11 protein-coding genes are annotated in these 13,569 nt (G+C 37.9%); 8 read left to right on the top strand and 3 right to left on the bottom strand.

The window, feature by feature from the left end:
* The first annotated feature begins 6 nt into the window (after positions 1-6).
* The 5 genes from DK858_RS09130 to DK858_RS09110 all read left to right on the top strand — a co-directional run bounded on the left by DK858_RS09130 (position 7) and on the right by DK858_RS09110 (position 3,583).
* On the top strand, positions 7-720 hold the full coding sequence (locus DK858_RS09130; RefSeq protein ID WP_228407273.1) for a YdhW family putative oxidoreductase system protein: 714 nt from the start codon (positions 7-9) through the stop codon (positions 718-720).
* Positions 721-786: 66 nt separating this feature from the next.
* Positions 787-1,458, top strand: coding sequence for a 4Fe-4S dicluster domain-containing protein (locus DK858_RS09125; RefSeq protein WP_109397142.1), 672 nt, complete (start codon positions 787-789; stop codon positions 1,456-1,458).
* Positions 1,455-2,252: a thiosulfate reductase cytochrome B subunit gene (phsC, locus tag DK858_RS09120; protein ID WP_109397141.1), complete on the top strand. Its 798-nt coding sequence runs from the start codon at positions 1,455-1,457 to the stop codon at positions 2,250-2,252. The genes DK858_RS09125 and phsC overlap by 4 nt, the downstream gene beginning before the upstream one ends.
* Before the next feature lie 25 nt (positions 2,253-2,277).
* A complete protein-coding gene (ydhT, locus tag DK858_RS09115; protein ID WP_109397140.1) occupies positions 2,278-3,246 on the top strand; it encodes a protein YdhT in 969 nt (322 codons plus the stop codon).
* Positions 3,247-3,292: 46 nt separating this feature from the next.
* A complete protein-coding gene (locus DK858_RS09110) occupies positions 3,293-3,583 on the top strand; it encodes a helix-turn-helix domain-containing protein (protein ID WP_109397139.1) in 291 nt (96 codons plus the stop codon).
* A gap of 53 nt (positions 3,584-3,636) precedes the next feature.
* On the opposite strand, the gene brnQ is transcribed toward DK858_RS09110, so the two are convergent.
* The 3 genes from brnQ to phoB form a co-directional block, all read right to left on the bottom strand.
* On the bottom strand, positions 3,637-4,980 hold the full coding sequence (gene brnQ, locus DK858_RS09105; protein WP_109397138.1) for a branched-chain amino acid transport system II carrier protein: 1,344 nt from the start codon (positions 4,978-4,980) through the stop codon (positions 3,637-3,639).
* A 478-nt stretch (positions 4,981-5,458) separates the two neighbouring features.
* A complete protein-coding gene (phoR, locus tag DK858_RS09100) occupies positions 5,459-6,757 on the bottom strand; it encodes a phosphate regulon sensor histidine kinase PhoR (protein ID WP_109397137.1) in 1,299 nt (432 codons plus the stop codon).
* A gap of 23 nt (positions 6,758-6,780) precedes the next feature.
* Positions 6,781-7,470 (bottom strand): phosphate regulon transcriptional regulator PhoB, encoded by a 690-nt coding sequence (gene phoB / locus DK858_RS09095; protein WP_109397136.1) that lies wholly within the window; start codon positions 7,468-7,470, stop codon positions 6,781-6,783.
* Between the two features lie 220 nt (positions 7,471-7,690).
* On the opposite strand from phoB, the gene sbcD reads away from it, so the two are divergent.
* The 3 genes from sbcD to DK858_RS09080 all read left to right on the top strand — a co-directional run bounded on the left by sbcD (position 7,691) and on the right by DK858_RS09080 (position 13,379).
* Complete coding sequence (sbcD, locus tag DK858_RS09090) at positions 7,691-8,920, top strand: exonuclease subunit SbcD (protein ID WP_109397135.1); 1,230 nt, start codon at positions 7,691-7,693, stop codon at positions 8,918-8,920.
* A complete protein-coding gene (locus DK858_RS09085) occupies positions 8,920-12,621 on the top strand; it encodes an AAA family ATPase (RefSeq protein ID WP_109397134.1) in 3,702 nt (1,233 codons plus the stop codon). Before sbcD ends, DK858_RS09085 begins: the two co-directional genes overlap by 1 nt.
* 158 nt (positions 12,622-12,779) lie before the next feature.
* Positions 12,780-13,379, top strand: coding sequence for a nitroreductase family protein (locus DK858_RS09080; protein ID WP_109397133.1), 600 nt, complete (start codon positions 12,780-12,782; stop codon positions 13,377-13,379).
* Positions 13,380-13,569: the final 190 nt, after the last annotated feature.

The following is a 13,569-nucleotide window of genomic DNA, read 5'->3' as shown; positions in this document are numbered from 1 at the left end:
ATCATGATGATAGAACAAAATGCATCGGCTTCTATACCACAAGATATCGCTGATGATTCAGATATTGCTTCCGAGCAACCTGATATCTCTCGTCGACGTTGGTTACTACCACTATCAGAAACAGGTGTTGGACGTAATGCTAACACCTCAACAGATATCGTAGAAGAACCCGTTGCAGAGGTAGCAGAATTATCTGCCGAACAACATCTAGCGAATGCAATTCGTCAATGTTCAAAAGATGGTGAACTATTAGCAATTTCAACGCTGTATGATGCGCCCTATTCTCTGACTGAAGAGGATATTGTGCAGTTAAAAACCGCGTTAAAGAGCGACGAGTTTATTGATATCGCCCATTTAAGTCTCAATGACGAGGATTATTTCTACTCTGATGAATTTATGTCAGATAACTTCGCACAACTGCAATTATTAAACCGCCATGCGGATATTTGTACAGCAATTGCAGGTGTGGTTCGTTTTGAATGCGAAACCTATCCTCGACCATTGAAACAAAGCATGTTGATGTCTGAACCTTTTCACTATACGGCTTCAGAGATTGAAGATGCACTGACACTGATGAAAACTCACCCTGATTTTCAGGATATTCAGCAAGTTTTAGCATCCAACGATGCCCCTTATCTCTTTAGCAATACGTTAATGAGTTATGGCAAAGCACGAGGCTTAACTGAATGGATTGAGGTAGAACAACATGAAAATCCTTAATGTTCTACTTTATCAACGAAATTCGATGTGGGTATTACAACATCATCAGACTGAGGAGCAAAAATAATGCGTGTTTCTCGCCGTAAATTTGTAGCCGGTATGGGATCGGTCATTTTTTTCAGTGCGCCACTAGGAAGTGCGCTTGCAGCAACAACAGAAAAAAAACCAATCCGCTATGCCATGATCCACGATGAGACGCTCTGTAATGGCTGTAATATCTGCGCCACTGCATGTCGTCGATTAAATAAAGTACCTAATGGTATGGCGCGAATGGATATTGCTCATATTCCATTAAGCCTCAAAGAAGATAACGATAAATACCATTTCTTTAGACACTCTTGCCAACAATGTGAAGATGCCCCATGTATCTCGGTTTGTCCTACAGGTGCTTCTTGGCGTGATGAAACCAATGGCATTGTTCGTATTAATAAAGAGAAATGTATTGGTTGTAGCTATTGTATATCAGCATGCCCATACCAAGTCCGTTATCTTAACCCTGTGACACAGGTTGCTGATAAATGTGATTTTTGTCTTGAGTCTCGATTACAAAAAGGTTTCCCACCGATTTGTGTGAGTGCTTGTCCACAAAATGCTTTGTTATTTGGTAGAGAAGACAGCCCTCAAATTCAAGAATGGCTCAAGACACATGATTACTATATTTATCAACTTGATGGTGTGGGGAAACCGCATCTCTACCGCCGTGTAGGGCCTCATATTCAAGAGGAGGGTAAAGTATGAGTGCTGTTAATATCATGCCAAATGCCGAGCAATTCCAAGCCTCACTAAAAGAGTATGTCTTAATTTACACACCCGACTACTTACCACTTTGGTTAATCGTTGCAGGCGTACTTTTAGTTGGAATGTTGCTTGTTCTTGCACTGCATGGCTTCTTGCGTTATCGCTTTGCCACTCCACATGGTGGATCGCATAAAGAAGAGAAGCTCTATCTTTACTCTAAAGCGGTTCGTTTGTGGCACTGGAGTAATGCCTCTTTATTTATTCTGTTGCTTCTAAGTGGTGGGATTAACCATTTTGCCTTACTTTCAGCCCACGATACGGCGTTATTAGTCAGTGTGCATGAAATTTGTGGTTATCTGCTCTTAGTATGCTGGTTATCTTTTGTATTGATCAATATTGTTGGTGGTAATGGTAAATTTTATCGTATTGACGGTAAAAATTGGTTACAACGCGCTTTAATGCAAATTCGTTTTTACCTCTACGGCATTATCAAAGGCGAAGATCACCCCTTTCCAGCAACCCCCAACGTTAAATTTAATCCACTGCAACAAATGGCTTATTTAGGTGTGATGTATGCATTAGTTCCACTACTGTTGATAACCGGTATTTTACTGCAAAACCCAGCACTTATTCCTGCTGATGCCGTGATGTTTAAAGCATGGTTATTAATCGCGCACCAAATATTAGCAGTATGTAGTGTCTTTTTTATCATTGGTCACCTTTATCTGTGTACAACTGGAAAAACGCCATTCCAAACATTTCGCAGTATGGTTGATGGTTACCATAGACACTAATTAATACATGGATTAAGGAGCTTATATGTCAGTCCCTTCAAAGGAAAATATTCGATTAACAAAAAAAGACTTACGACAACTGCATGTTTCAACTTCGCTTTATCGTTGGTTTTTGCGTTATTTTCCTGATGGAGGCACTTACAGTGCTATCCATAGTGAGTTAATAAAACAGCGCCGTACACAGTGGATAGAAAGCCTTATTCAATATATTTATTTACGTCATTTTAGAGAAGTATCCTTTGCCAAACAGGAACAAGAAGTCATAGAAAACCTCTTGTTCCTGCTCGGCAATGAACAACAGCAAGGCGTGACATTACAACGTTTGCCCTATCACAACACGTTGCCAACATCTGAAAACATTCAATTTTCTACCGAATGGCATCAATTGATCTTAAAAAGTCAGCAACTAAGTACCGATCTTGCTTTGTGTGGGAATAATAATATTGTGGCTTTTTCTGGCGATGAAAATAGCATTGCCAACACAGGTTATAGCAATCAACTAATGGTTACTGGCTTTGCAGGAAAAATAGCTAATACAGGAAATCAGTGTCGTATTGGGAGTTTAGGCGGACGCTCCCGCATTTCTAATAGTGGCAATGATGTCAAAATTTATGCCACAGGTAATGGTGTTCATATTGCAAACAGTGGCATGCGCAATTTTATTACGGCCTCTCAAGATAGAGCAAAAATCACTAACACAGGTGATTTAGCGCAGATCAATGTGACTGGAAAAAACGCAGTAGCAATTAACACTGGCGATAACTGCAAAATCACGGTATCTGGCGACAACAGTATTTGCATATCAACGGGTAATATAGAACAGTTCTGCCTAGGAAAAGGGGGTAGTGCCGTGATTGCTTATCATGACGGCAATCGTACTCGCTTTAAAATCTTCTATGAAGGTGAAGATGATATTGTTGCTGGCGTTTATTACTATTTAGATGAAAACCAACAACCTGTGGCAGAAAAACAGTATTCTGCAAATAAAATTTAATGAGCAACCTAAGCTAAACTGTTTGCTCTACTCTTAAATCAAATAGATACTCTCATTACTTACTGATCTCGATGTTAGTCGAGCCTTTGCCTCTCATTTACGAAAGTTGCGTGAAAAAGAAAAATGGTCACGTGAACAACTTGCCGAGCGTAGTACAGTTCCTGCTTCAACTATCAAAAAGTTTGAGTTACAAGGTAAAATTTCACTACGCCAGCTACTGTTACTTTGGCAATGCCTTGATGATTTAAATAATCTTTATGCAGTTGTTGATCCAAAGAAAGTGAATAAACCACGTATGCCAAGGACGATTGAAGAGGTATTACAAGATGAGTTTTAAATCAACAAAAAGGGAAACTTTCGTTTCCCTTTTTATCTTTAACCCAATGTACTTTATTGCTTATGGATGGCTTCAGTATGGATCACTTTTTTACTCGGAGAGCCTGCCACTTTATCGTAAATACCACACACAACAATAGTAATGAGAACAGGAATTAACCACGCCAAACCTTGCTCACTTAACGGTAACTTTGTAGCCCAATCGGGTAATAAATGTTTCAGATAGTCAGACGCTTTGATTGCATCAAAAATACCAAAAAATAAGCTAACAGCCATTGCTGGCGCGATAATACGACTTGGGTTATTCCACAGACGTAATGTGAAACTCATTAAAATAATCACAATACAAGGTGGATAAATCATTATCAGTACAGGAATAGAAAACGCAATCAGCTTGCTCAAGCCTAAGTTTGAAACAACGGCTGAGAATATCGCCAAAATCAATACCAATACACGATAAGAGATAGGTAAATAACGGCTAAAAAACTCTGCACATGCACAAGTTAAGCCAACAGCAGTCACCATACAGGCTAAGAAAATCAATACGGCTAAGAAGAAGCTACCAAAGTTACCGAAAGTGTACTGTACATAGGCATGTAAAATATCAGCGCCATCTTGAGCACCAGGAATAATGCTGCCACTGCTAGAGCCTAATTTAAATAGACTCAAATAGATCGCAGTTAACAATACACCCGCAATAATTCCCGCCCACATAGTATAACGTGTTAACAATGATGAATTATCAATACCCCGAGAGCGAGCCGCATTAACAATAACAATACCAAAAACCATAGCACCCAATGTATCCATGGTGAGGTAACCGTTAATAAAGCCCTGAGTTAACGCCATATCACGATAAGCATCAGTAGCAGGAATAGCGCCACCCGCAGGCCAAAATACCGCGGCAACACCTAATATTGCTAATGCCAAAATTTTAATCGGTGCAAGAATATGACCAACACTATCTAGTAATTTTCCCGGATAAAGTGAAATTCCAATAACAATTAAGAAATAGACAATGCTGTAAATCAACAATGACATCTCTGTATCACCCACTAAAGGAGCAATACCCACTTTAAAAGAAACGGTTGCAGTACGAGGAGTAGCAAAAAGGGGGCCAACAGCAAGATAAGCAACAATAGCTAATAATAATCCCATTGATTTACCAATAGGTGTACTTAATGCCTCAATGCCACCACCAACTTTTGCCAATGCGACAACCGTTAAAACAGGTAAACCAACACCGGTGATCAAAAAGCCAATCGCTGCGGTCCAAACAAATTCGCCTGATTGTAACCCCACCATTGGAGGAAAAATAATGTTGCCAGCGCCAACAAATAGGGCGAATGTCATAAACCCTAATGCCAGAATATCTCTGGAAGTTAATCTATGTGCCATAAGTTTTGTTAATATGTATTTACAATAATGATTTAATTACGCCGATATAGCGCAACATAAAATCAACAATATCTATTTAGGCTCATATCATCATTATTCAGGATAATATCCATATATAATCATTTCATGTAGAGCAATTAAGTACTAAATAGAAAAAATTGCCGATAACTGGTCACAAGTAAAACTTTTATAATGAAAAAAGGCAATAGCCAATCCAAAAACCAGAATAATCATCTAAACTATTTTTCAGCACTAGTTATAACTATCATATATTATCGAATATACATGATATGATTTGTGCATTTTATCACCAATAATATTGAATATCGGCATCATTTAAAGTTAACATTAATTAATAATATTAAAATTTAACGCTACGATATTAGTTTTTGTTGATATTAAAAAGATGAAGAAAGGAACAAAAAACCTTTATCACTGATTGAATACAGATGATAAAGGTTTTAAAAAAGACATACAGCTAGTGTGTTTCTTTAGCGCTAAGCAATGTTTGAGGAAGGATAAAAGAGAATGTACTCCCAACCCCCACTTTACTTTCAATATTCAATTGAGAGTGATGATGGAGCAACGATTTTTTCACAATAGCCAAACCTAACCCGGTACCACCAGAATGACGAGAGCGAGCTTTATCAACGCGATAAAAACGTTCTGTCAAACGTGTTAAGTGTTCAGCACTGATCCCCGATCCATTATCTGAAACGCTAAATAACATACCTTGGGGAATCTTCTTCCAATTGACTTTGATTGTTGTACCTTCTTCAGTGTGATTAATGGCGTTATACACTAAGTTAGAAACAGCACTACGCAATTGCTCTTCATTACCACGAACAGCCCACTGATCATCAACATCAAAAACAATCTGATGCCGACCTTGACTTAATGAGTTCGCTTCTTGTTGTAATAACGCCAAAATAGCAGGAATATCAACAATCTTGTTTAAATCAATATGCGGAGCAGATTCGATACGAGAAAGCTGTAAAAGTTGCTGAACAAGCGTATCCATACGTTTAGCTTGCTCTTGCATTGTGACTATCGCCTTATGCTCTGCGGGTTTTGCTACACTATTTTCTTCCATCATTTCAAGATAGCCTTGAATAACGGTTAGTGGTGTTCTTAACTCATGACTGACATTAGCAAAAAAATCACGTCGTGAGTTTTCTAGTTTATTTTTTTCTGTCACATCGCGAGCCACCATCAAACGCTGATCTTCGCTATATGGCATCACACGAAACTCAACAATAGAACCACTATTTAGTGAAATGGTTAAGGGACGACTAAAATCACCTGCGGTAAAGTAATGCAAAAAATCAGGATAGCGTAATAAGTTAAAAATATTTTGCCCATTATCTTCAGGCCAGCGAAAACCCAGTAAATGTTGAGCAAGACTATTACACCAAAAAATATTCCCTTCATTCGTCATCATCACGACTGCATCGGGTAAACTTTCAGCACCACTTCTAAAACGTTTAATTAAGTCGCCTAATTCTCTGCGTCGTTTACGATTACGTTGTTGGGTCTGTCGAATACCATAAAAAATAGGCTCCCATCCGCCACTTCCTTCTGGGGGCAATACAGAGCGCTCTAACCATAGCCATTTAGATAATTTCAGCAAATTATAGGCATGCCACACAAGAGCACTGAAAAGCGATGCCACCAGCAACCAAGAAAGATGCCCGATAAAAAGCGATAATATAAAAGCAGGTAAGCAAAATAGACATAGCCCCCAAACGAGGGCTTTCCATGATAGTCGTTCTAACACCAGACGATTACTCCCATATTGACTTAGAAACGGGCAGAAAAACGATATCCCGTTCCACGTACTGTCTGTATCATTTTGTCATGACCATCTTCTTCAATGGCCTTACGTAAACGACGAATATGCACATCAACAGTACGGTCTTCGACATAAACATTCGTTCCCCAAACGTAGTTTAGCAGTTGTTCTCTACTGTATACACGTTCAGGATGTGTCATAAAAAAGTGCAGGAGTTTAAATTCGGTGGGTCCCATATCTATCGGTTTGTCTTGACTCGTTACCCGATGAGAAACAGGATCAAGTCCTAATCCATTGAATTCGATGATATCTTCCGCTGACATCGGTGATAAACGCCGTAAGATCGCCTTCACTCGGGCGACAAGCTCTTTAGGTGAAAAGGGTTTGATAACATAATCATCAGCGCCCGTTTCTAATCCTTGGACTTTATCTTCCTCTTCCCCTTTTGCTGTTAGCATAATAATTGGAATATCGCGGGTGTTACTTTCCCGTTTCATCTGTTTTATTATCTGCAAACCAGATCCTCCGGGGATCATCCAATCTAATAAAACCAGATCAGGGTAAGGATCAATAAGAAAGCTCAATGCAGAATCATAGTCTTCTGCTTCAATCGGTTGAAAACCATTTTGTTCCAAAACAAAACAGATCATCTCTCGAATTGCGGTTTCATCTTCAACAACAAGAATACGCCTTGCCATACTCTATCCTGTGTAATGTTATAGAGGGTCAAAATGATTATGATGCAGTTTTATGACAGATTTATGACTAACCTTAACATTACTGAAATAGATCCCTGTTGTTAAGGTAAATAAACCATTTTTTGGTGAAATATCACTCAAAAAGAGGACGTATTGTTAAGTTTTCACGAAAAAACGAAGGTGCGCTATACTCTTCATCAAATAAAAAAGAGGGATAGCAATGCGGATTATTCACACATCGGACTGGCATTTAGGGCAATATTTTTTTACTAAAACTCGAGCTAAAGAGCATCAGCAGTTTCTTGATTGGTTATTAGCACAAATTAAACACTATCAAGTCGATGCACTAATTGTTGCTGGTGATATTTTTGATACAGGCTCCCCACCAAGTTATGCTCGAGAGCTATATAATCGTTTTGTTGTCGCTATCCGAGACACACAATGTCAGCTCGTTATTCTAGGTGGTAACCACGACTCTGTCGCGACACTCAATGAATCAAAATCACTATTGGCGTGTTTAAATACGACAGTTATTGCCAATGTTCATGCAGAAACACCACAAGCCCCGATCATTCTTCCTCAAAAAGATAACACGCCAGGCGCATTACTGTGTGCAATCCCTTATCTACGGCCTAGAGACATGATCAGCAGTAAAAGTGGGCAATCAGGTGCTGAAAAACAAACCGCCTTAAAAGACGCGATTGCTGAATATTATCAAACGCAATATCAAACAGCTCTCGAATTACGTCAGCAATTAAATGTCAACATTCCCATTATTGCAACAGGCCACCTTACAACCATTGGTGCGAGTGTGACGGACTCGGTACGAGAAATTTATATTGGTACTTTAGAAGCTTTCTCTGCCACCCTATTCCCAGAATTTGACTATATTGCTCTAGGTCATATTCATCGTCCTCAAGTGGTGAATAAATCAGGCCATATTCGTTATAGTGGCTCCCCTATCCCCTTAAGTTTTGATGAGAGCGGACAACAGAAAAGTATCTGCCTTATCGATTTTGAACAAGATAAATTAACTAACCTCACACTATTACCCATCCCTGAATTTCAGTTATTACGCACTATCAGTGGTTCATTAAAAGAGATAGCTATAAAACTTGAAGATCTAAAAAAACAATACGGTGAAATCGATACCACTATTTGGTTGGATATCGAAGTCTCAACCCAAGACTATCTCAGTGATATACAAACCCGCATTCAAGAGCTCACTAATGACCCACTTTTTGAAGTAATTTTATTAAGAAGAGCCAGAAAACAGCGCCAAGCATTTACTCAAAATGAGAACGAAACACTGACCGAATTAACCGTTTATGATGTTTTTGAAAGACGCTTAGAACAACATGAGTTTGATTCAGAAGAAACGAAAACTCGTTTAACAACATTATTTAAACAAGCAGTTGAAATGGCAGAGAAAGAGGATAACGAAGCATAATGAAAATCTTAAGTCTGCGATTTAAAAATATTAACTCTCTAAAAGGTGAATGGAAAATTAACTTCAACCAAGAACCTTTTATCAGCAACGGGTTATTTGCGATTACAGGCCCTACAGGTGCGGGAAAAACCACCCTATTAGATGCGATTAGTTTAGCGCTTTATCATCGAACGCCAAGATTAGATAAAGTCACACAATCACAAAATGAGTTAATGACACGCCATACCGCAGAGTGTTTGACCGAAGTTGAATTTGAAGTCAAAGGTGTAGCGTATCGAGCATTTTGGGAACAACGCCGTGCTAATTATAAAGAAGATGGCAATCTTCAAGCACCACAAGCCGAACTTGTTAAAATAAATACAGCCGGAGGCGAAGACAAAATATTAGCAAGCAAGATAAGCCAAGTAAAAGAGATGATCATTAATATTACTGGCCTTGATTTTGATCGTTTCACTAAATCTATGTTGCTTTCTCAAGGACAATTTGCGGCTTTTTTAAATGCAGATGATAAATCCCGCGCTGAATTACTCGAAGAACTCACAGGTACCGATATTTATCGTCATATATCCCAATCTATCTTTAAACATTGGCGTGAAGAAGAACAAGCATTAAAAACACTAAAACAGCAAGCCGAAATGATGGCGTTATTAGATGAAAATACTCGCCAAGCTTTATTAACTGAACAGACTAATCTTGTTGCCAAAGAGAACCTATTACAAAAAGAACAACAGGAATATCAAACAGCAAAGCAGTGGCAAGAAAAAGAAATTGAACTCAATAAAAACAAAGTATTAGCACAAACCGAAGTTAATTTAGCACAAGAAGCGTTAGTTGCTGCCAAGCCCGATATTCAACGTCTTGAAAATAGCGAACCAGCAGAAAAAATCCGTCCACTTTATGATGAAAAGGATCGTCTATTAAAGGAACAAACCTATATTGAATCACAACTATCAACACTAAAAGCAGAAAAACTGCGTATTGAACAACAGAGCCAACCTATTAATCAGCATTTAGTCGAAGCTCGTGAAACATTTAAACAACACGATGAGAAAAAACAGCAAATATTGCAACTTATTCGTGAACAAGTCGCGCCATTAGATAATCAGTTAATCTTGCTACAACAAGATATTTCAGTAAAAACACAGCAAAAAAATACACTAGAAAAAACACAATCAGAATATCTGGAAAAAATACAGTCAACAGATGTCAAATTAGCTGGTTCACAAAAGCAATTCAATGAATTAAATGAATATTTAAATCAGCATGCAGCTCATGCTCAACTTGCTGAAAACTTACCTTTATGGCAACGTTATTTTGAGCAATATGATGAAATTACAGAGAAATATCTAACGAGTCAGAAAAATGAAAAAATAGAACAAGAAAAAGCGCAATTTCTTAAACTTTCCCTCGAAAAAACGACACACACGCTAGAAGCACAACAACACAAGCTTAATTTACAGCAACAACAATTAAGCGAATTGCAAACGCAACTTGAGCAACAAAATAAAGCAGATGCCATTGCGGATATTCCTCATCGTTTGCAACAAATTTATCAGCAAAGAAATGCTCTCGCAAAACTAATGGGATTACAGGCTCAATTAGAGCGTGCTATAAAAGCTGAACATCAGCAACAAAAAAGTTATTTAGAAAACCAGCAAAACATAGCGGTGCTAACTGAAAATATCCGCAAAAATAGCATCGTTTTAAAAGAAAAAGAGCAACATCTTAAAGATTTAAATGACAATTATCTTTTAATACGAAAATTAGCCGAGTACGAAGAAGAGAGACAGCGTTTAGTTAAAGACACCCCATGTCCTGTTTGTGGTTCAACTGAACATCCTTATGTTGAAAAATATAAAAAAATTAAACCAGATGAAACAAAAACACGGCTAGATATTTTAACGCAACAAGTTCATGCATTAACAATAGAGTTAGTCGAACAAAAAACACAGTCTGCTAACTATCAAGCTCAAAACGAAAAATTAAGTAACGAACTTGAGCAACTCACACAAGATATTACATCATTAACACAACAATGGCGGGATGTAGCGCAAACTTATGCATTACCAGATGTCGGCTGTGAAGAAGCAGTTTTAACTCAATTAGATGTAGAACTTAAGAAAGAAGATGATTTACTGACACAAAAACGAATTAATTATCAAGCATTAGAAGCCAAAATTCAGCAGGAATACAAACTATTATCTGATAACAAAGAGCAATTTAATCAACAACAACAAACTGTTCTTCATCAACAAAATGAATATGCTCAGCAACAGAAAGAAGTTACCAATAAACAGCAACAGACAGCGCAATATCTTCAACAACAAACTCAGTTAGCGCAGGATCTTCAATCCCTTGTTAAACAGCAAGGTTATGAATTACAAGGGTTTGAAGATAAAATTCAATGGATTACTGCACGCAAAGAAGAGAGCCAACAATATCAATCAACCTTAAAAACCCATCACGAATTACAACAAACTATCCGCGAATTGCTATCAACGCAGGAAGAGAGAAAACGCTATTTATCTGAAATTAAAAAAGAACTTGATACGGTTCTCATCCATTTACAACAACTACATCAGCAACAAGAGCAGCTAAAAACACAACGCCAAACTTTATTCGGAACACAAACCACCGAAGATGCACGTAATGAGTTGGATAAACGGAGTCTATTGTTACAAAAGCAAATTGAGCAATATAGTGAAGAAAAAAACCGACTCGAAATCCGTTTAAATCAGCTTATTGGCCAATATCAAGAAAACGAAAAATCACTACAACGGCTTCATGTTCACTCACAAGCTATCGTTGAACAATATCAACATGCGTTAAAAAACAGCCCGTTTACTGATGAAAAGGCATTTCTCGCTTCATTGTTATCCGTCGAGGAAAGACATCGTTTACAAGAGCAACAAAAACAACGTCTTGATAAGCTGTTACAAGAAAAAACACGTTTAGATACACAAGAAAATGCCTATCAACAACACTTATCACAACAACCAATATTAATAACACAACAAAATTTTGAACAAATTACCGCTCAGTTATTGCTGTTAGAAACACAACTTATTCAATTACAAGAAACGAAATTTCGTATTCAAGAGCAACTACGAGCTGACGAAGAAAAGCGTAAAGAGCAACAGGCGCTACTGACTCATATTACCAAACAACAATCTCAGTTTGACGATTGGAGCTACTTAAATGAATTAGTGGGATCTGCATCAGGAGATAAGTTTAGCCGCTTTGCCCAAGGCTTAACGCTTGATCATCTCATTTATTTGGCTAACCGTCGTTTAGAAAAGCTTCATGGACGTTATTTCTTGCAACGCAAAACATCAGCAAGCCTTGAACTACAAATTGCAGACACATGGCAAGCAGATGCACTGCGTGATACTCGCACGCTCTCTGGTGGCGAAAGTTTCTTAGTCAGTTTATCACTCGCCTTAGCGCTTTCGGATTTGGTCAGTAACAAAACTCAAATTGAATCACTCTTTCTTGATGAAGGCTTTGGCACATTAGATCCTGATACCTTAGATATTGCATTAGATGCACTTGATAGCCTTAATGCATCCGGCAAAATTATTGGCGTAATTAGTCATGTAGAAGCCATGAAAGAGCGCATTCCAGTGCAAATTAAAGTGAAGAAAGCCGGAGGATTAGGTATCAGCCAACTTGCTCCCGAATTTAGATATGTAGATAAATAAAATATAAATCAATTAGTTAAAAACTAGGTCGAATATTTTGACGTAACTGATTAAATTTTTTATATATCAATAAATCACTACTAAGCTCTATAGTGTGTCTATAGATTAGCTCAAGCTAAAACACGCTTTAAGCGCTAAAATTTATCAAGGAGACAACCATGTCTAACGCATTTACTGATTTAATGAAAAAACGTAGAACAATTTATCATTTAGGTAATCAACTTCCAATTAGCGAAGACAGGGTCACTGCGATTATCAAAGAAGCCGTCAAAGAGAGCCCAACAGCATTTAACTCACAAACATCTCGTGTTGTTATTCTGTTTGGTGAACAACACCAAAAACTGTGGAATATCGTTAAAAATACACTGAAAAAATTAGTACCCGCAGAAGCATTTAGTGCAACTGAAGCAAAAATTAATAGTTTCGCCGCAGGGGCAGGTTCAATTTTGTATTTCGAAGATACTGATATCGTAAAAGGTCTTCAAGAGCAATTCCCACTGTATGCGGATAACTTCCCTATATGGTCAGAACAAGCTAGTGGTATGGCGCAACTTTCTGTTTGGACTGCATTAGCAGCAGAAAACGTAGGTGCTTCATTACAACACTACAACCCAATTATTGATGACGAAGTTCATGCAACTTGGGATCTGCCAAAAACATGGAAATTAAGAGCACAAATGGTCTTTGGTTCAATTGAACAAGAGGCTGGTGAAAAGAATTATATGGAAGATGATGCACGCTTTAAAATCTTCAAATAAGTGTTAGAACAGACATCTGACAAAATACCCTAGCAATAAGTAATACCCTCTTTTCTTTACTTTCATTCCATTGCCCACAAGCCTCTGTGGGCTTTTTTTTATTACACATCCATAAAAAAAGAGCAAAGTGCGTAATGAATACAAAGGTAGGGATGGACCCTTTGTGTTCAACACTTTGCTCTCTTTATTT

This window comes from Proteus faecis (assembly GCF_003144395.1).
GTDB lineage: Bacteria > Pseudomonadota > Gammaproteobacteria > Enterobacterales > Enterobacteriaceae > Proteus > Proteus faecis.
The sequence above is the reverse complement of the archived record's forward strand: the minus strand, read 5'-3'. Positions and strand labels throughout refer to the sequence as shown.